Source organism: Vibrio tetraodonis (assembly GCF_003350295.1).
Taxonomy (GTDB): Bacteria; Pseudomonadota; Gammaproteobacteria; order Enterobacterales; family Vibrionaceae; genus Vibrio; species Vibrio tetraodonis.
This window is the reverse complement of sequence record NZ_QLYY01000012.1, coordinates 170,130-188,868: the sequence shown is the minus strand read 5'-3', so window position 1 is coordinate 188,868 and position 18,739 is coordinate 170,130. Positions and strand designations below refer to the sequence as shown.

18 protein-coding genes are annotated in these 18,739 nt (G+C 42.1%); 11 read left to right on the top strand and 7 right to left on the bottom strand.

From position 1 onward, the window contains the following. A partial coding sequence (locus DPF90_RS09835; RefSeq protein ID WP_162814014.1) for an integrase core domain-containing protein occupies positions 1 to 290 on the top strand: 290 nt, incomplete at its 5' end. A gap of 217 nt (positions 291 to 507) precedes the next feature. Here the strand turns inward: DPF90_RS09835 and DPF90_RS09830 are convergent. Further along, positions 508 to 936 (bottom strand): acyl-CoA thioesterase, encoded by a 429-nt coding sequence (locus tag DPF90_RS09830; protein ID WP_114786162.1) that lies wholly within the window; start codon positions 934 to 936, stop codon positions 508 to 510. A 168-nt stretch (positions 937 to 1,104) separates the two neighbouring features. On the opposite strand from DPF90_RS09830, the gene DPF90_RS09825 reads away from it, so the two are divergent. Beyond that, on the top strand, positions 1,105 to 1,869 hold the full coding sequence (locus tag DPF90_RS09825; protein ID WP_114786161.1) for a ferredoxin--NADP reductase: 765 nt from the start codon (positions 1,105 to 1,107) through the stop codon (positions 1,867 to 1,869). Positions 1,870 to 1,934: 65 nt separating this feature from the next. Here DPF90_RS09825 and DPF90_RS09820 read toward each other — a convergent pair whose 3' ends face one another. Both DPF90_RS09820 and ppsA read right to left on the bottom strand, forming a co-directional pair. Then, positions 1,935 to 3,305, bottom strand: a complete 1,371-nt coding sequence (locus tag DPF90_RS09820; RefSeq protein ID WP_114786160.1) for a YjiH family protein — start codon at positions 3,303 to 3,305, stop codon at positions 1,935 to 1,937. 346 nt (positions 3,306 to 3,651) lie between these two features. Then, positions 3,652 to 6,024 (bottom strand): phosphoenolpyruvate synthase, encoded by a 2,373-nt coding sequence (ppsA, locus tag DPF90_RS09815; protein WP_162814013.1) that lies wholly within the window; start codon positions 6,022 to 6,024, stop codon positions 3,652 to 3,654. 175 nt (positions 6,025 to 6,199) lie between these two features. Here ppsA and ppsR point away from each other — a divergent pair, with 175 nt between their 5' ends. Further along, positions 6,200 to 7,033, top strand: coding sequence for a posphoenolpyruvate synthetase regulatory kinase/phosphorylase PpsR (gene ppsR / locus DPF90_RS09810; protein WP_114786158.1), 834 nt, complete (start codon positions 6,200 to 6,202; stop codon positions 7,031 to 7,033). 1 nt (position 7,034) lies between these two features. Here the strand turns inward: ppsR and DPF90_RS09805 are convergent, their stop codons facing one another. Together DPF90_RS09805 and DPF90_RS09800 are read right to left on the bottom strand one after the other, a co-directional pair. Then, a complete protein-coding gene (locus DPF90_RS09805) occupies positions 7,035 to 7,739 on the bottom strand; it encodes a substrate-binding periplasmic protein (RefSeq protein ID WP_240314496.1) in 705 nt (234 codons plus the stop codon). 174 nt (positions 7,740 to 7,913) lie between these two features. After that, a complete protein-coding gene (locus tag DPF90_RS09800; protein ID WP_114786156.1) occupies positions 7,914 to 9,623 on the bottom strand; it encodes a phospho-sugar mutase in 1,710 nt (569 codons plus the stop codon). A gap of 354 nt (positions 9,624 to 9,977) precedes the next feature. On the opposite strand from DPF90_RS09800, the gene coxB reads away from it, so the two are divergent. From coxB to DPF90_RS09780, 4 genes are read left to right on the top strand one after another with little or no spacing between them, the layout of a single operon-like run. Next, positions 9,978 to 11,132: a cytochrome c oxidase subunit II gene (gene coxB, locus DPF90_RS09795; RefSeq protein ID WP_114786155.1), complete on the top strand. Its 1,155-nt coding sequence runs from the start codon at positions 9,978 to 9,980 to the stop codon at positions 11,130 to 11,132. Next, positions 11,129 to 12,775 carry a cytochrome c oxidase subunit I gene (ctaD, locus tag DPF90_RS09790; RefSeq protein ID WP_114786154.1) on the top strand — a complete coding sequence of 549 codons (1,647 nt, stop codon included), beginning with the start codon at positions 11,129 to 11,131 and terminating at the stop codon, positions 12,773 to 12,775. The genes coxB and ctaD overlap by 4 nt, the downstream gene beginning before the upstream one ends. A gap of 8 nt (positions 12,776 to 12,783) precedes the next feature. Then, positions 12,784 to 13,386 carry a cytochrome c oxidase assembly protein gene (locus tag DPF90_RS09785; RefSeq protein ID WP_114786153.1) on the top strand — a complete coding sequence of 201 codons (603 nt, stop codon included), beginning with the start codon at positions 12,784 to 12,786 and terminating at the stop codon, positions 13,384 to 13,386. After that, positions 13,383 to 14,267, top strand: a complete 885-nt coding sequence (locus DPF90_RS09780; RefSeq protein ID WP_114786152.1) for a cytochrome c oxidase subunit 3 — start codon at positions 13,383 to 13,385, stop codon at positions 14,265 to 14,267. Before DPF90_RS09785 ends, DPF90_RS09780 begins: the two co-directional genes overlap by 4 nt. Before the next feature lie 5 nt (positions 14,268 to 14,272). On the opposite strand, the gene DPF90_RS09775 is transcribed toward DPF90_RS09780, so the two are convergent. Continuing rightward, the gene (locus tag DPF90_RS09775; RefSeq protein ID WP_114786151.1) at positions 14,273 to 14,512 is read right to left on the bottom strand and encodes a DUF2909 domain-containing protein; all 240 of its coding nucleotides are present in this window, start codon (positions 14,510 to 14,512) and stop codon (positions 14,273 to 14,275) included. On the opposite strand from DPF90_RS09775, the gene DPF90_RS09770 reads away from it, so the two are divergent. The 4 genes from DPF90_RS09770 to cyoE all read left to right on the top strand — a co-directional run bounded on the left by DPF90_RS09770 (position 14,511) and on the right by cyoE (position 17,808). After that, positions 14,511 to 15,257, top strand: coding sequence for an SURF1 family protein (locus DPF90_RS09770; RefSeq protein ID WP_240314495.1), 747 nt, complete (start codon positions 14,511 to 14,513; stop codon positions 15,255 to 15,257). The two genes, DPF90_RS09775 and DPF90_RS09770, sit on opposite strands and share 2 nt — an antisense overlap. Further along, the gene (locus tag DPF90_RS09765; RefSeq protein WP_114786150.1) at positions 15,247 to 15,795 is read left to right on the top strand and encodes a hypothetical protein; all 549 of its coding nucleotides are present in this window, start codon (positions 15,247 to 15,249) and stop codon (positions 15,793 to 15,795) included. The genes DPF90_RS09770 and DPF90_RS09765 overlap by 11 nt, the downstream gene beginning before the upstream one ends. 79 nt (positions 15,796 to 15,874) lie before the next feature. Next, the gene (locus DPF90_RS09760) at positions 15,875 to 16,915 is read left to right on the top strand and encodes a COX15/CtaA family protein (protein ID WP_114786149.1); all 1,041 of its coding nucleotides are present in this window, start codon (positions 15,875 to 15,877) and stop codon (positions 16,913 to 16,915) included. After that, positions 16,912 to 17,808 (top strand): heme o synthase, encoded by an 897-nt coding sequence (cyoE, locus tag DPF90_RS09755; protein ID WP_114786148.1) that lies wholly within the window; start codon positions 16,912 to 16,914, stop codon positions 17,806 to 17,808. The genes DPF90_RS09760 and cyoE overlap by 4 nt, the downstream gene beginning before the upstream one ends. Positions 17,809 to 17,827: 19 nt before the next feature. On the opposite strand, the gene DPF90_RS09750 is transcribed toward cyoE, so the two are convergent. Further along, complete coding sequence (locus DPF90_RS09750) at positions 17,828 to 18,739, bottom strand: amino acid ABC transporter permease (protein ID WP_420855742.1); 912 nt, start codon at positions 18,737 to 18,739, stop codon at positions 17,828 to 17,830.

The following is an 18,739-nucleotide window of genomic DNA, read 5'->3' as shown; positions in this document are numbered from 1 at the left end:
GCCAATATAGCAGCCTTAAATATCGTCAAAGGCTTTGGCGATATCGCATAACTCAGAGCATGAGTCGTAGAGGTAACTGTTGGGATAATGCCCCAATGGAAAGGCTATTTAGAAGTCTAAAAACCGAATGGATACCAACTACTGGGTACCTAACCCAAACTCAGGCAAAGAAGGATATCAGTTATTACTTGATGGATTACTACAATAGGCAACGGCCTCATCAAGCAAATGATGGGCTATCGCCAGTTACTGCCGAAAATCGGCTTAAGTTAGTGTCCGGAATTTGTTGAACACTACAGGGGCATGTGTTGATGAGCAGAAGTGATATTTCAGGAGAAATGTATCAATTATTATTGGATTCAATAAAAGACGTATATAAAGAATCATTCTAAATAAACGTTTCCTCATCATATTTTCTTAAAATATAAAATTACGTTATAAATAGCATCACTATTTTTAGGTAAATAGTATATAGTCAAATTATTTACCTATTGTATCTAAAAATCACTAACAAGTCTCAAGATCTAAAATCCCTTGTTTTATTTGACTAGGTAGTTTTACCTTACAATGATTTATAAAATCAAACATCACACAGGTTGCCTGGCCTTGAGTGCAGACTTTGCCTATTTTTTGACTGACAATTTGATATTCCATAGTGAATCTATCTTCTTGTATATCGATGACCTTAGCACCGATAAAAAGGGTATCAGGGTAGGTAATGGGCAGCTTATATTTGCAGTTTGTTTCTGCTAACACGGGTCCGATAGTAGTTTGAGAAGAGTCGAGCGATAAATTTATTTTTTGAAAGTAGGATAAGCGAGCAGATTCGAAATACCGAAAATACACGACATTATTGACATGTTGCAGCGCATCCATCTCGCCCCATGCCACTTTAACTTCACTGATAACTGGAAATGTCTTTAATAGTTCGTGCATGAAGAGCCCCTTATGTCAGTAGGTTGACCTAAGATTGTAATCAAAATTCATAAAGTTAGTTAAAAATGTTTTTAAAATGTGATTGCAGATGGTTGATATATGGCAGGGCTTTACATCAATAGAGTAGAGGAGTAATTTTAAAGTAATAAGACTGATTGAGGATCTGATATGACAGCACCTAGTGGTTTTAATCTCGCTTATTTAGAGCAGCGTACGGACTGGACTGATGAGCTATTCAGCTTGCGCTTGAGTGGTGCTCCACTTGACTTTAAAGCGGGGCAATTCACCAAACTTGCACTTCATGATGACGCTGGCCAACTGGTGAGCCGTGCTTATTCTCTTGTCAATGCACCTCTTAATAATAGTGGCACACTCGAATTCCTAGTGGTTGCGAATCCTCAAGGAAAACTAACGCCTGACTTACACAAGTTGAAAGAAGGCGATCAAGTTTATGTGGGTAACACAGCTCATGGTGATCTTATTTTCAGTTCAATTCCAAAATCTACTCAGGATCTATGGCTACTCTCGACAGGAACAGGCATTGGCCCTTTTTTATCATTGCTCGATGACGTCAACGTTAGATTAGATCTGGATAAAATTGTATTGGTTCACGGAGTCAGACATGAAAAAGACTTGGTTTATCGTTACTTGATTGATCAGTTGTTGGAACAATATCAAGGTCGCCTTTTATATTTGCCTATTGTTTCAAGAGAGGAATCCTCTTTTGCATTAAGTGGGCGTATCCCTCAATTTCTGCAGGCTAATCAAATTCAGGACATAGCTAAAATACAACTTACCAAAGAGAGTAGTTTTGCCATGTTATGTGGTAATCCGGAAATGATCAAAGAAACGACCCAAACATTACAGTCTTTTGGTCTGGAGAAATATCGTAGAGCGACAGGTGGAAATGTTATTTTTGAACGGTATTGGTAACACTTGTGACCAAAAATAAAAACTAAGCAAGGCCCAATAAGTAGGGCCTTGATTTTTTAAGCGAGCTAGAAAATCAAATGAGCGACGCCAGCAATGACTGGTAGAGTAATTAAAGTTCGCAGGATAAAGATAGCGAACAGCTCAAAGATATTAACAGGAATGCGGCTACCAAGAAGTAGTGCACCCACCTCTGACATGTATATCAACTGAGTGACAGACATGGCTGCAATAACAAAGCGAGTCATTTCATTATCAATTGAGCTTGCTAAAATTGCTGGAATAAACATATCAGCAAAGCCTACAACAATAGTCTCTGAAGCGGCAACAGCTTCTGGAACTCCAAGTAACTCTAAAAACGGAATAAAAGGTTGACCAAGGAAACTAAATACAGAAGTGTATTCGGCAATCACTAAAGCGATAGTACCTAGACCCATGACCACAGGTAGAACACCAAATACCATATCAATCGCATTGCGAACACCTTCACCAAAAACAGAACCCAGTGATTTAACTTTACCTGCTTTTGCTAGCGCTAGCTCCATACCCCAAGAAAAGTTGCTATGGCCTTCAGGAATTAGGTCAGCATCTTCAGCGGGTGTAGAACCGTCAATAAAGGTGTCCTTTTTCATACTCAATGGCGGAATACGTGGAATGATAATCGCGGCAACGATTCCGGCTAGACATATGGCACCATAAAAAGGCAAAAATAAATGTTCGAGTTCAACTTGTGCCAGTACAACCAAGCTGAAGGTGATGGATACGGCAGAGAAAGTAGTCCCAACAACCGCAGCTTCTCTTTGAGTATAAAATTTAGTTTCGTACTGTTTACTAGTTAGAAGAATTCCAACAGATCCATCTCCAAGCCATGATGCCATACAGTCGATAGCACTTCTGCCGGGAAGGTTAAAGATTGGACGCATTACCTTGCTAAGCAGAGTGCCAAACAATTCCAACAAGCCAAAATTAAGCAATAGAGGTAGCAGCAAACCAGCAAAGATAAATACTGAGAAGAGTGTCGGCAATAGGCCTTCGAGTACCAGCCCTCCGGTATTTTCCTCCCAGATTGCTTTGGGGCCTACCTGGAAGAATGTCATAGCAACGGCAAGGCCACCTATTACACGTACTAGTAACCAAAGTGGGCTGGGATTAAAAAGTCCGTTTAAGAATGCGCTACGAGATATGAAGTCAGGGTTTTTTATCCGGCATAGGACTGAAGCTGAGGCCATAAAAATAATGACTGAAGTAACGATGCCGACTAAATGGTCACCGAATAATGCTTGAATAGTTTTAGCTAGGACAGCAATAGGAATAGTGATGTCCCCTTCATAGTGAATGGGTGCCATGAAAAGGAACAAACCCAGTAACGAAGGGATCAAAAACATCCAAAGATTACCTTTGGTATTTGTCTGTTTAATAGTTTGAGCGTTATTCTGCATTGAAAATCTCGTGTTACTGCTAGTGAATCAATTCTGTATGCTTTTTGAACATATCTATTCACTAAACATATCTACTTAGTCATTCTTGGCGAAGAGTAATCCTTATTGAGTATTCTTGCAATACTATTCAATAAATTTCCCTAAATATGCACAATATAATATGACGTTTGTGTAAAATTACGGTGCCTTGTTTCGAGGATGTTAAATTGATTGTTATTATGTTGCAAGTTAGTTTTTGCTATTAAGAGACATGTGATATCCATAATTGTGAGCTCATTCATTATATTTACCGATTGCTCAAATAAAAAAACCGCCCATTGGGCGGTTGTTATCATTAGGTCTGTATTTACTTGTTTGCGACTTTTCCAAGCTTTAACCAAGTATCAATAACCGTGTCTGGATTAAGTGAGACAGAACTAATGCCTTGCTCCATTAACCACTCAGCTAAGTCATCGTGATCTGATGGGCCTTGACCACAGATGCCGACGTATTTACCCGCTTTACTTGCCGCATCGATCGCCATTTTAAGCATGGCTTTCACTGCCGGATTGCGTTCATCGAATAGATGAGCCACATCACCGGAGTCTCTATCAAGACCGAGAGTAAGCTGGGTCATGTCGTTTGAGCCGATAGAGAAGCCGTCGAAGTATTTAAGGAAATCCTCTGCGAGAACGGCATTTGAAGGTAATTCACACATCATGATAACTTTCAGCCCTTGATCGCCTCGGCGCAGGCCATACTTAGCCAGAATATCGATAACCGATGCCGCTTCGCTTGGTGTACGAACAAAAGGAATCATAATTTCGACGTTCTTTAGCCCCATATCATCACGTACGCGCTTAATTGCTAGAGTTTCTAGTTCAAAGCAGTCTTCAAATACTGGTGAAATGTAACGCGATGCTCCTCTAAAGCCCAGCATTGGGTTTTCTTCATGTGGCTCATAGCTTTGACCACCGACAAGATTACTGTACTCATTAGATTTAAAATCAGACATGCGAACAATCACTCGCTTTGGCCAGAAAGCAGCAGCAATCGTCGCAATTCCTTCAGTCAGCTTGCTGACATAGAAATCGATTGGATCTTTATAGCCACGAATGCGTTCACTAATTTCTGCTTTAAGCTCGTCGGTTTGTGTATCAAAGTTAAGTAGTGCTTTGGGGTGAATACCTATCATTTTATTGATGATGAACTCTAAGCGAGCTAAACCAACCCCTTCATTCGGGATCTGGGCAAAATCGAAGGCGCGATCTGGGTTGCCCACGTTCATCATGACCTTGGTCGGTAAAACGGGAAGCTCATCGACCGTGGAACGTTTGATGTCAAAGTCTAACTGGCCATTGTATACGTACCCTGTTTCGCCTTCAGAGCATGAAACCGTTACTAAACTTCCGTCTGTCAGACTAGATGTCGCATTGCCACAACCAACGATGGCAGGAATACCGAGTTCTCTAGCGATAATTGCGGCATGACAGGTTCGTCCACCACGGTTGGTGATGATCGCTGATGCTTTTTTCATCACAGGCTCCCAATCAGGATCTGTCATATCAGTGACCAATACATCTCCATCTTGGACTAAGGACATTTGATCTAGAGAGTCGACTAAACGAACAGGGCCTGAACCGATACGTTGTCCTATCGCACGGCCTTCCACTAATACGTCTGCTTTGTTGCTGAGTTCATAGCGCTCGATTACGTTTTGTTCGCTTTGAGAGCATACAGTCTCTGGTCTTGCTTGGACAATATATAGTTTCCCATCGATACCATCTTTAGCCCATTCTATGTCCATAGGACGTTGGTAATGCCTTTCGATGATCATTGCTTGTTTAGCAAGTTCAGTAATTTCCTCATCGTTGAGGGAGAATTGATGTCTCTCTTGCTCTGTAGTATCTATGGTGTCGACTTGCTTACCTATTTCAGGGTTATCTGAATAGATCATTTTTATAAGTTTTGAACCAAATGTTTTTTTAACAATGGCGTGCTCACCGGCCTCGAGCATTGGTTTATGAACATAGAATTCGTCAGGGTTTACCGCGCCTTGAACAACCATTTCACCTAAACCCCAAGAGGAAGTGATAAAGACCACTTTATCAAACCCAGATTCAGTATCTAGGGTAAACATGACCCCAGAAGAAGCTTTGTCGGAGCGCACCATGCGTTGGATGCCTGCGGATAAGGAAATACCTCTGTGGTCAAACCCTTGGTGAACTCGATAAGATATTGCCCTGTCGTTAAATAAAGAGGCGTAAACATGCTTAGTTGCTTCAAGCACAGCATCTATGCCGCTGACATTGAGAAATGTCTCTTGCTGACCCGCAAATGAAGCATCAGGTAAATCTTCTGCAGTAGCTGAGGAGCGCACAGCAACAGACAGCTCTGTATTGCCCTCAATGAGTTCTTGGTAATTATTACGAATGTCCTGCTCAAGATCGGCAGGGAAGGGAGCGTCGAGCACCCATTGACGGATTGTAGCCCCTGTTTTTCTCAAGGCATCGACGTCTTCAACATCCAGCTTGTCAAGTAATCCATGAATACGTTCATCTAGATCCTCAAAATCTAGAAATTGGTTAAATGCGTATGAGGTAGTGGCAAAACCGTTGGGCACTGAAACACCGGCATTCGCCAGATTAGAAACCATTTCGCCAAGTGAGGCGTTTTTACCGCCGACTTTGTCGACGTCTGACATGGATAGGCTATCAAACCAGAGGGTGTTCTTTTGCATGTCTTTCTCCAGAAACATTGCAGTTTTGTAGGAATAGAGCAAACGATTACGCTTGTAAATAAAAAAGCTCAGCAATTTTCAAAGCTGTGCAGTCCGTAACTGTTCGCTATGCTTTATTATCGATATTATTGTGTTACCCATCCTACTCAAAATAATTTTAAAGCTTAAATAAAAAATGCAAATTGATATTCAAAGTCGTGATGTATTCTATGTTTCTGATGGAACTGCTATTACGTGCGAGACATTGGGGCATGTGGTGATTGGTCAGTTTCCACTCAACGCACATGAAAAGACATTTCCTTTTGTGGAGAGTGAAGACAAACTTGACGACCTGCTTAGGGAAATTGAACAGTCTTACCAAAGAACTGGTCGAAAGCCCTTGGTGTTTTTCTCGATTGTTATTCCACGTATCAAACACAGGCTTTTGCAAGCTCCTGCTCATAGCTACGATGTGCTTGCTGATATTGTTGAGCAGGTCAAAGGCGATATAGAGATGGAGCCTCAGCCTAAATTGCAGCGCTCACGGAGTGTTGGTAAAGATTCGGCTTCGTATTTTGATCGTATCGCGGCGATAGAATACACCTTAGCACATGATGATGGTATCACACTGAAAGGTTTAGGTGAGGCTGATATTATCTTGCTTGGTGTTTCACGTAGTGGCAAGACTCCAACGAGTTTGTACATGGCCATGCAATTCGGTTTACGAGTGGTCAACTATCCTTTTATTGATGAAGATATTCGTCGTTTGAGGCTATTACCTGAGTTTGAAATACACAGGCATAAACTGTTTGGCTTAACCATTGATCCACAAAGACTAAATGAAATTAGGGAAAGTAGGCTGGCAGGAAGCGATTATGCCAGTACAGAGCAATGTATTAGTGAATTAAAGAGTGTTGAGTCTCTGTTTCGACGCGAGGCCATTCCCTACATTAACACATCGTCACTTTCCGTTGAGGAAATATCAACCCGTATTCTAGAAAAGGCCGGCCTGCGGCGTCGACTACTATGATCTAAAATGACTCGGTCTGGTATTTTTTAAGTCCCTGATCGAGTAACTCTCTGAGTTGTTCCTTGTATTTATACTTCTTTGATATCATCATATGGAACTTATGCTTTGGCATTTTAGGAATGACTTCTATCGCTAGATTTTCACCTATATAGTCGATACCCCAAATACTTTTTATCCCCGCTACAATCTCCTTCCATGCAAGTATGACATCACATTTTCCTTCGTTAAGCTCTTTGACGAGTTCGTGCATGCTATGGGCATTTTGATGGACTTTGTTCAGGCCAAAGTCGCTGTAGTTGTATCCATGGATACCGCACACCTTGTAAGCGTTTAAATCTGAGCCTTGGGTTATCGTTAGCCCGTTTTTAAACTTTGATTTTCTATATAGATAAGAAGGCGTCGTAGCATAGTACCAAGTAGTGTAAAGGAAATGCTTAGCCCGTTCCTCGGAGTATGTAGCGCTAACTGCGACTTGAAAATCACCCGCTCGTCCCCCTTTTAAACATCGAGACCAAGAAGACATGGTAAAATCAAATGTAATACGACGTTTTGGTAGTATCTCATTAAGTACGTCAAGATCAAATCCCTTCACCTCTTCATCTTGGACATAGGTGTATGGCTCCCAATCAATAGAGTCCCCACATATACTTAGATGAGTGTCTGACAACTCACTGGGTTTCGCGAGAGCGTTTGTGCTAAAAAGCACTAGAATAAGCCAAGGGTAGATGAGTAATTTCATTTGCAAATAAGATGATAGCCGTTGTTAACATCAAGTATAGACAGCATCTAAATATTGGGTTGACTTTGTCATCGCAAAATCGACTCGATAGTATGTCAGCTTGCAAAAAGTGTAATGCAAGCTGACATCAAGCCATAGGGTCTAGTGATCCAGGCTTGTTTGATGCTCGCTAATGAGCATATCGAGAGAGAGCTCTGCACGAGCTTCTGCTGAAGCAAAACTATCTTCTGTGCTGAATTCTTCTACGACTTCGTAGTAGCATTTCAGCTTAGGCTCAGTGCCAGAAGGACGAACAATCACTCTGGCTCCTCCGTCTAACCGGTAGATAAGTACATCACTAGGAGGAAGATCTAGCGGATTGCTTGTACCGTCGGCATGATAACGAATAGAAAGCTGTAGATCGTCTATTTCAGTTACCTTCCTGCCTGCAATATGGCTTGGTTGCTCAGCTCGGAGTCTATCTCCAATTGGCGGAGCATTAGGATCTAGCGCCGTACTATGCTGAGCATTAATGTACATGCCGTGTTCACGATAGATATTCTCTAGCTGATCCCAAACGGTTTTACCTTGTTGTTTTAATTCTGCAACTAATTGTGCAAATGCTACTAACGCTGATAAACCATCCTTATCCCAAACCTTATTACCTATGGTATAGCCAAGCGCCTCTTCATATGCGAAAAGGAATTGTTTTTCAGCTGACTCTTTTGTCATTGCAACGTTAGTTAGCCATTTAAAGCCAGTCAGAGTTTGGTAGTACTCTGCATTATGAGAACGAGCTATTTTTTCCAGTAAGCTAGAAGAGACAACCGTATTACCGACTAATTGTTTTGAAGCTTGAGTCTGATTCAGCAGATAATGACCAAAAAGCGCCCCGACTTGATCGCCGGTTAACATTTGATAACTTCCATCTGGTTTGGCTACCGCAACTGCGAATCGGTCGGCATCTGGGTCATTCGCACATGCAATATCTGCATTATGTTGTTTAGCCAAAGCGATCACCATATCCATCGCCCCTGCTTCTTCGGGGTTTGGGAAGTTTACGGTAGGAAATGTACCATCGGGTGTTTCTTGTTCTGCAACGCTATAAACAGATGTGAATCCCGCGTCAGTGAGTAAGGTTTTTGCCATAGGGGCACCAACGCCATGCATCGCGGTATAAGCAATAGAAATCTGAGCTGTATCTGGCCGGTATCCAAGTACAGGATTACTATTAACGCTTTGTCGATAAGACTCATAGTATTCTTCGGTTAACCAAACGAGTCGCGTTTCTTTTTCAGCCTGTTCTAGAGACATGAGCGGTATTGGTTGAACTGCTGCTTGATCGATTTCTGAAGCAATCCCTGAATCATGGGGAGGAATAATCTGAGCACCATTTTCCCAGTAGACTTTAAAGCCATTATACTCCGGTGGATTATGGCTTGCTGTCACGACTACCGCAGCCGCTGCATTTAATTGTTTAACACCAAAAGCAACGATAGGCGTTGCCGCAACATTGTGAGTCAGATATACCTTTATGCCCAGTGCTGTGAGAACGGAAGCCGTGCTGTAAGCGAATTGTTTAGAATCAATACGGCCATCATAGCCGATCACGACGCCTCGTTGCTTGGCATCTTTAACATTGTTAATCAAATAGTGGCCTAGGCCTGCGGCCGTTTCTTGAATTACGAGCTGATTCATTCTGTTTGGCCCAGCACCGACTTTACCTCTCAGCCCTGCGGTTCCAAACTCTAATCGCTGACTAAATCGGTCTGCGATTTCTTGTTCGTCTTTATCATCGGCTAACTTTGTCAGCTCTTCGCGCGTACGTGGATCTGGGTCTCTTTCTAACCAATGAGTAACTTGTTGCTTCATAACTTATCTTACCCTGACACTTGGTGTCTTGAGTGAATGAAATTGGAAAATCAATCATGTGATATTAAGTGAAATTGGTCATTATTTGCGAGAGAGCAATCGTTAAATTAAATATTGTGATCGAGGTTGACCTTAATCAGCAAAACTCGTCGACATTTCCAGTAGCACTTTCTTGCATATTCCCGAAACGCCAACTAGCTTTTGATAACATAAATATAACAAAACTAATAAAATTTGTTGTTTTTAACGTATTTCCTGAACTCATTTGCCCAATAGGACTTTTTTGCGTCAGCAAGTTTTAGGCGTATTGGTGAAATCGTCATAGATGATGCCTCAAGAAAGAGGAGAGATCTTTTGAAAAGATTACAGGTAATACTGTGGCAACTGATCAATGTGTTGTTACTTGGTTTTGCTACACAAGTGAGTGCTGAACAGTCCTCATTGAATATGACTCAAGGTGTAACCGAAATCAGCAGTCAGGTCTATGACTTGCACATGCTAATATTTTACATCTGTTGTGCTATCGCGGTTGTGGTTTTTGGGGCGATGTTTTACTCCATGTATCACCATAGAAAGTCTAAAGGCGCTGTAGCTGCAAACTTTCATGAAAGCACAAAAGTTGAGGTCATTTGGACTGTCATTCCCATCATTATTTTGGTCCTAATGGCGATTCCGGCCACTCGCACTCTCGTTGCGATGGAGGACACTTCTCAATCCGATTTAACGGTTAAAATCACTGGTTCGCAGTGGAAGTGGCACTATAGCTATTTTGGTGAAGATGTAGACTTCTTCAGTTTGCTGGCGACCAGCCAAAAAGAGATAGAAGGTATTGAAGACAAAGGTGCTCACTATCTGCTAGAAGTCGACAACCCTCTTGTTTTACCCATTAATAGAAAAGTACGATTCTTGATGACATCTGATGATGTGATTCATTCTTGGTGGGTTCCAGACTTTGCTGTGAAAAAGGATACCATTCCTGGCTTTATTAACGAAGCGTGGACCCGTATAGACAAACCGGGTATCTACAGAGGTCAATGTGCGGAGCTGTGTGGTCGAGCTCATGGCTTTATGCCGATAGTTGTTCAAGCGATGGAAGAAGAAGACTATGATGCTTGGCTATTAGCAAAAAAAGCTGAAATAGAAAAAGCGAAGCAAGAAGCAGCGGCTTCTCTAACCGCATCATTATCTAAAGAAGATTTAATGTCGATTGGCGGTAAGATATACATTGACCGATGTGCGGTTTGTCACCAAGCGAGTGGGGCTGGTATTCCCGGTGCATTTCCGGCAATTACGGGCAGTAAGATTGCAACAGGGAAAGTCTCAGATCACATCGATATTATCGTTAACGGCCGCTCAGGTACAGCCATGCAGTCGTTCGCCAACCAATTGTCCGAGAAAGAAATTGCTGCGGTTGTGACGTATCAGAGAAATGGATTAGGAAACAGCATGGGTGATCTTGTACAGGCATCCGATGTGAATGCATTTAAAGCTGCCAAGGAGGGACAATGAAAACGTCCAAACCTACCGAAAGCGTAAAATCAGCACCAGCGACAGATGCGGAACTAGTTGGCGCCAACAGTACCATCGCTCTTGACGATCATGATCATCATGATGCGCCTCAAGGGATAGCTCGGTGGATATACTCGACTAACCATAAGGATATCGGGACACTTTACCTTTGGTTTAGCTTTATTATGTTTCTTACTGGTGGTGCTATGGCGATGATAATTCGTGCAGAGCTATTCCAGCCCGGATTACAGCTAGTGGAGCCACAGTTTTTTAATCAAATGACCACAGTGCATGGTCTAATCATGGTTTTTGGTGCTGTGATGCCTGCTTTCACCGGCCTAGCAAACTGGATGATTCCCCTTATGATTGGTGCGCCTGATATGGCCTTACCAAGAATGAACAACCTTAGTTTTTGGATTTTACCTTTTGCCTTCTTGATTTTGCTGGCTTCACTGTTTACTGAGGGTGGTGGACCAGATTTTGGTTGGACTTTTTACGCGCCGCTCTCTACAACTTATGGTCCAGACAGCACTGCTCTGTTTGTGTTTGCGGTTCATATTATGGGGATCAGTTCTATCATGGGTGCAATCAATGTCATAGTGACTATTGTAAACATGAGAGCTCCAGGCATGACTTGGTTTAAAATGCCCATGTTTGTTTGGACTTGGTTGATTACCGCTTTCTTACTTATCGCTGTGATGCCTGTATTGGCAGGTGCAGTGACCATGGTGCTAACGGATAAATATTTTGGGACATCGTTTTTTGATGCGGCTGGGGGAGGAGACCCAGTGATGTTCCAGCACATATTCTGGTTCTTTGGTCATCCAGAAGTGTATATCATGATATTGCCGTCTTTTGGGATAGTCTCAGCTATTATTCCCGCGTTTAGTGGAAAAAAACTCTTTGGTTATCACTCGATGGTTTACGCTACCTGTAGCATTGCTTTGTTGTCTTTCTTAGTGTGGGCACATCATATGTTTACAACGGGAATGCCGGTATTCGCAGAGCTTTTCTTCATGTATTGCACCATGTTAATTGCGGTGCCGACTGGGGTTAAAGTCTTTAACTGGGTTGCGACTATGTGGCGTGGCGCAATGACGTTCGAAACCCCAATGTTGTTTACCATTGCGTTTATTATACTATTTACAATTGGTGGCTTTTCCGGCTTGATGCTAGCGATTGTCCCCGCCGATTTTCAGTATCATGACACTTATTTTGTCGTTGCACATTTTCATTACGTTTTGGTTTCTGGCGCTGTGTTCTCCATTATGGCGGCCGCTTACTATTGGCTACCTAAATGGACAGGCCATATGTACGATAACAGACTGAGCTTGTGGCATTTCTGGTGCTCTGTTATCTCGGTTAATGTCTTGTTTTTCCCGATGCATTTTGTTGGATTGGCCGGAATGCCGCGACGCATACCAGATTATGCAATTCAGTTTGCCGACATCAATCAGATAGTGTCGATTGGTGGTTTTGCTTTTGGTTTGTCTCAGCTAATTTTCCTCTGGGTAGTGATTAAATGTATTCGAGGAGGAGAAAAAGCAGAGGCAAAAGTTTGGGATAGAGCGGAAGGCTTGGAATGGACAGTCCCAAGTCCTGCTCCTCATCATACCTTTTCAACTCCACCAAAGGTTGATTAGGGGGCCCGATGGATGAACAAGCGCAATCAAATAACAAACTCACGCTAAAGCTATTTGCTGCTGTATTGGCTATGTTTGGTTTTGGATTTGCACTCGTGCCTCTTTACGATGTGATGTGTGATACCTTGGGGATTAACGGCAAGACAAACAGCGAAGCGTCGATACAACCTCAAGGCATGGTGCCAGATACCAGTCGAGTCATCAGAGTCGAATTTATGGCACATCTTAATCAGGGTATCCCTTGGGAGTTTAAACCCGAGGAGCAATATTTAGATGTACACCCGGGTCAGGTGATTCAGACAGCATTTGTCGCTAAAAACAACTCATCGACGGCGATAATTGGGCAAGCGGTTCCTTCCGTCTCTCCTGGGCTTGGGGCGTCTTACTTTAATAAAATTGAGTGTTTTTGCTTTAACCATCAACCTCTGGAAAGTCTCGCTACGGCAGAAATGCCCCTGATTTTCTACATTGAGCCTGATATTCCAGATACGATACACACGCTAACACTGTCTTACACCCTTTATGATATTACAAATAAGGTTCCTCAGTCTGTAGAAGTGGCGCGAGTTGAACCTAGTGGCGATCTCATACAGCAAGGAGCGAAGCCGTGAGTTCAAAAAAGCAAGCTTATTATGTTCCGGCACAAAGTAGTTGGCCAATTGTTGGCGCCGTTTCACTATTTTTGATTGCCGTTGGTGCAGGGTTAACTGTACAGAATATGGCGGAAGGTGGTGGAGGTAGTATATTTGGTAAGTTTATACTGCTTTCTGGCTTCCTATTTCTTCTCTACATGTTTGCTGGCTGGTTTAGTAGTGTCATTACAGAGTCCATGGAAGGGAAATATTCAGATCAAATGTCACGGTCATTTAGGCAAGGCATGAGTTGGTTTATTTTCTCTGAAATCATGTTTTTTGGCGCCTTTTTCGGAGCACTGTTTTACGCTAGGATGATTTCTGTACCTTGGCTTGGCGGTGCAAGTAACAATGCTATGACTCATGAGGTGCTATGGCCGGCATTTGAAGCACTTTGGCCATTGACCACAACACCAGATGGAACAACGACACAAGCTATGGGTTGGCAAGGTATTCCCTTGGCAAACACCATCATATTATTGGTGTCCTCTGTTACCCTGCATATGGCTCATATCAGTTTAGAGCAAAATAAGCGTATGGCTTTGATTGTTTGGCTTGAGCTGACAATCGTACTTGCCGGATTCTTCCTCTATTATCAAGGTGTTGAGTATGTTCATGCTTATCAAGATTTAGACCTGACGCTACAGTCAGGAGTGTATGGTAATACCTTCTTCTTGCTTACTGGCTTTCACGGTATGCATGTATTGTTGGGAACCATTATTCTGACCATACTGTTGGCTCGTATAGCCAAAGACCACTTCACACCTAAAGATCATTTCGCATTTCAAGCAGGAAGTTGGTATTGGCATTTTGTCGATGTTGTTTGGCTAAGCTTGTTTGTGTTTGTTTATGTGCTTTAAGTTGACTAATAGGGGCGTGAATTAGGCTCAATAACTCCGGTTAAAAGAGCGGCTATGAGAAGGGTTACGGCCAGAGCGGAAAGAAGAACTCGTCGTCCAAGGTAATGACTCATGGGTTTGTTGTTATCAGTGTTGCCCTCTTCATCTGCTTGAGGACCTTTTACCATTTCGAACATCGCTTTTGCGAGATTTATAATGACAAAAAACAGTAGCAATACCAATAGCGATTTAAAGATCAATACCATGACGTCTTCCCTATTTATGTCGTTGAAAAGTGGTTCAGTTTGGGTGGGGATGATCTTAACTTTGGTTGTATTTTCCATTTTGGTCAACCTAGGTTTTTGGCAATTTGGACGGTACAAAGAGAAAGCTGAAATTGAGTATGAGTTATTAAGGCGCGATCAATCTTCAGTTGTCTCGTTAGACGAATTACATTCGGTAGGTGTTGAATACTGGACCGGGGTTAAAGTTATTACAGAGTTAGCACCTATTGCAGACAAATATTTGCTACTTGATAATCAAGTTTTTAAGGGAGAAGTGGGCTATCTCGCCTATCAATTGATGGAATCAGCAACTGGAAGGGCAATATTAGTTGAAAGAGGATTTGTGCCTGCCAAAGAAGAACGCGCAAAGCTACCCGAAGTCACTTGGATAATGGCGCCCATATCGCTTGTAGCGCGGTTATATCAACGCTCAGTGAATCCACTAAGTGACAGACTCTACTTAGAAACTGGCAGGCAAAATAGAATTCAAAATTTAAACATTGGAGAGCTTGGTGAACTTTGGGGAAAAGATATTGAACCTTATTTACTCCAACCTTTAGTAGATGGTTGGCCTTATCCTCAACCTTGGCAGCCTCTGTCCCTCAGTTCAAGTAAACATCTGGGCTATGCTGTGCAGTGGTTTAGTATGGCAACAGCATTACTAATTTTAATATTTTGGGTCCTAGTTAGATCATTCAGGAGAAGGGAGAAGCAAAATGGTGAGTAAGGTTGTTCGGGGTAGGGTGATGCTCGTGGCTTTGTTAACTTTCTTTGCTTTGCCAGCGGTAGTTGCTAAGTTTTTTTTGGTAAACCAATGGTATGAGTCTGGCGTGACCAATAAAGGGCAACTTATTGAACCCATACAAAGCTATGAAAACTTAGGAATTAATAATCCTTATTCAGGCCAGCAATGGCAACTGGGATATGTAGTGCCAGCCAAGTGCAATGAGTTTTGTTACCAGCAAGTTCATTTGCTTGGTCAAAGTCATATCGCCTTAGGTAAATATCAAAATCGTGTCACTCCAGTGCTTTTATTGTCTGAGGTAAGCGATCGTGTGGCTATAGATAAGAGCTCATTTCAGCGTATTGAGATAAATGAAGCATTTCATAATCTGATCTCTGATTTTGAGTTAGTTATTGTGGATCCTCTGGGGCAATTGGTAATGCGTTATCCGATGGTCGAACGTGAAGGGGATTTGGTGAATCAAAGCAAAGATATTTTAACCGATTTACGTAAGTTGCTGAAGTTATCCAGAGTTGGGTAAACCAGTTTCCGATGTCTCTTGTCTTTTTGGTAGTGCAACTCTCACTGGTTGAGTGAGTCTTCATGGAAGGAGTTTGGTTATGGGATTGACCAATTTAGTTCGTGTCACCTTAGTCATGACGTTTATTGTTATTTTATTGGGAGCTTATACTCGATTGGCGGATGCAGGGCTTGGGTGCCCAGATTGGCCTGGGTGCTATGGCCATTTGACAGTACCTGATGAACAACATGAAATTGCACTAGCTAAGTCTCTCTATCCTGATTTAACTATTGAAGCTAACAAAGCTTGGCTTGAGATGATCCATCGATATTTTGCTGGAACTTTAGGTTTGCTGATTTTTGCTATTTCTGCAAAAGCTTTTAAGCATGATGACGTATCGAACGTATTGCCTATTATCCTATCTATTGTTGTAATTTTTCAGGCTTTGCTGGGTATGTGGACAGTTACGATGAAATTGATGCCGATTGTCGTTATGGGGCACCTTCTTGGCGGATTTACGCTATTTTGTTTACTTTCACTTCTATATTGGCAGTTGTCGGATAAAGTTAGTCCGAAAAAAGAAATGTTACCGCCTTATCTTAAGGGTATTAAGTGGCTTGCTTCAATAACATTATGCTTGGCCATTATTCAGATTGCGCTTGGTGGATGGACGTCTTCTAACTATGCGGCTTTGATGTGCAAAGATTTACCAATTTGTGAGGGTAACTGGCAAGAGTATCTTGATTTCGATGGTGCATTTACTCTTATTCAGCCAGAACAGCCAAGCTATGAATTTGGTACGCTTGATTATGGTGCTCGCATGACGATCCATGTCACGCATAGATTTGGAGCTATGCTGCTCACCCTTGTGTCTTTATGTTTGATTGTCTCTTTATTACTGACAAAAATTTCCAGTTTAAAATGGACGGCTTTGAGATTGTGTTGCTTATTGGCGTTTCAGATAGGACTTGGCATCACCAATGTTGTGTATAGCCTTCCTATGGTTATTGCAGTTGCGCATAATTTAGTTGCGGCCTTATTACTTGTCTCTATTTTACACGCCAATGTTCAGCTATGGCGCAAAGAAGTAGTTGATGATCTGACGATTTCCAACCTTATCGGCAAGGAGAGAGAGCTATGAATAACACTATCAGCCGCTTATCTGGACAACAACGCTCTTTATGGCAAGTTTATTTGACCTTGACCAAACCTAAAGTGGTTGCGTTAATGCTACTGACTGCCTTAGTGGGTATGTGCTTAGCGGTTCCCGGCGCATTGCCTATACAGGAAGCAATATTGGGCATGATTGGGATTGCTTTCATGGCGGGTTCAGCTGCAGCCTTTAATCATTTAATTGATAGACGAATTGACGCCGTAATGGCAAGAACATATAAACGCCCACTGCCCTCAGGAGAGCTTGATACGCTCAATGTGCTCTTATTTTCCAGTGGTTTGGGTTTGACTGGTTTTTTGATTTTATATGTGGGTGTGAACTCTTTAACTGCATGGCTGACTTTTGCAAGCTTGCTTGGGTATGCGGCGATTTATACCATGTACTTAAAACGAGAAACGCCACAAAATATTGTAATAGCAGGTATGGCAGGTGCTATGCCACCTTTGCTTGGATGGACATCAGTGACAGGTGAAATGCATGCTAATGCATGGCTGCTTGTCATGATTATTTTTATTTGGACACCACCTCATTTTTGGGCATTGGCAATCCATCGTAAAGAAGATTATGCCAAAGCTGAGATCCCTATGTTGCCTGTTACTCATGGGGAAGAATATACAAAAACCTCGATTTTACTGTATACGATCTTGCTGTTTGTTGTCTGTTTGTTACCCGTGTTAGTTGGTATGGCTGGCGTGTTTTATCTAGTGAGCGCAACTATTCTGTCTGTTTTATTTCTGTATCATGCGTGGAAGCTAAAATTTGAACCATCCAAGAATCAGGCAATCACTACGTTTAAGTTTTCAATATGGCATCTGATGCTGTTATTCTCAGCGTTACTGGTTGATCATTATTTTGTATGAGCTTAGCTGTTTAAAATTCTTAGTGATATTTTTGGAAGTTTAAACTCTTCTTTTCTAGTTTTTTAAATAAAGCGGAAAGTGTTGTGCAAAATATCAAGTACACAGCACCAACGATAAGCCATATTTCAAAGATTAGGCCAGATGAGTTTGCTACTTCGGTGCCGACAAACGTCATTTCTTGAATAGAAATAAGAGACACAATAGACGTATCTTTTACCAAAGATATGGCTTGACCAGCTAATGCAGGCGTAATGGTTATGAATACTTGTGGTGCGATAACAAAGCGATATTTGGCCCACATTGACAGTCCGAGAGCATCTGCCGCCTCCCATTGGCCTCTTGGTATGTTTGCCAGACCTGAACGAACGATTTCAGCAATATAAGCCGAGGATAAAATACTGATACACAGAACACCCGAAAGTAAGTTTTCCCATAGAGGCTTGGGTCCAAACAACCAAATTTGCCAAATTTGAGTCGTTTCAGCACCATCTCGCAATACACTGTCTAGGCCTAATCCAGGGATGAGCTGATTAGAGATAAAAAAGTAAAATATAAATACGAAGACAAGCGGTGGGATATTGCGGATAAGCAATATGTACATATTGGCTACAGAGCGCAGTAAATAAATAGAGGAATGTCGTGATAAGCCAACCAGAACACCGACGGGGAGTGCTAAAAACATCCCCCATAGACTTAACCTCAATGTCGCGATTACACCCTGAAAGAAATAGGGAATGCTGCCGTCAGCACGTGGAGTAAAAATGAGTATCACTGCTTCCTTCCAGCGCCAAATATACTCAATGCCAACCTCAGATCTGTGATATAACCAAATTCCAGCGATGACAACGGCAAACAATATCGCTAAGTCTAGCCTATTCAATTTTAGGCTGTGCTTCTTTTCAGGCTCTTGTGGGCTTAAGGTTTTGGCTAT

Coding starts and splice junctions, on each gene's coding strand:
- ppsR (WP_114786158.1), top strand. CDS start 6,200: ATGCAAATTGATATTCAAAGTCGTGATGTATTCTATGTTTCTGATGGA.
- DPF90_RS09785 (WP_114786153.1), top strand. CDS start 12,784: ATGGATGAACAAGCGCAATCAAATAACAAACTCACGCTAAAGCTATTT.
- cyoE (WP_114786148.1), top strand. CDS start 16,912: ATGAATAACACTATCAGCCGCTTATCTGGACAACAACGCTCTTTATGG.
- DPF90_RS09760 (WP_114786149.1), top strand. CDS start 15,875: ATGGGATTGACCAATTTAGTTCGTGTCACCTTAGTCATGACGTTTATT.
- DPF90_RS09825 (WP_114786161.1), top strand. CDS start 1,105: ATGACAGCACCTAGTGGTTTTAATCTCGCTTATTTAGAGCAGCGTACG.
- DPF90_RS09830 (WP_114786162.1), bottom strand. CDS start 936: ATGCACGAACTATTAAAGACATTTCCAGTTATCAGTGAAGTTAAAGTG.
- DPF90_RS09800 (WP_114786156.1), bottom strand. CDS start 9,623: ATGAAGCAACAAGTTACTCATTGGTTAGAAAGAGACCCAGATCCACGT.
- DPF90_RS09775 (WP_114786151.1), bottom strand. CDS start 14,512: ATGGTATTGATCTTTAAATCGCTATTGGTATTGCTACTGTTTTTTGTC.
- DPF90_RS09770 (WP_240314495.1), top strand. CDS start 14,511: ATGACGTCTTCCCTATTTATGTCGTTGAAAAGTGGTTCAGTTTGGGTG.
- ppsA (WP_162814013.1), bottom strand. CDS start 6,024: ATGCAAAAGAACACCCTCTGGTTTGATAGCCTATCCATGTCAGACGTC.
- DPF90_RS09820 (WP_114786160.1), bottom strand. CDS start 3,305: ATGCAGAATAACGCTCAAACTATTAAACAGACAAATACCAAAGGTAAT.
- ctaD (WP_114786154.1), top strand. CDS start 11,129: ATGAAAACGTCCAAACCTACCGAAAGCGTAAAATCAGCACCAGCGACA.
- DPF90_RS09765 (WP_114786150.1), top strand. CDS start 15,247: ATGGTGAGTAAGGTTGTTCGGGGTAGGGTGATGCTCGTGGCTTTGTTA.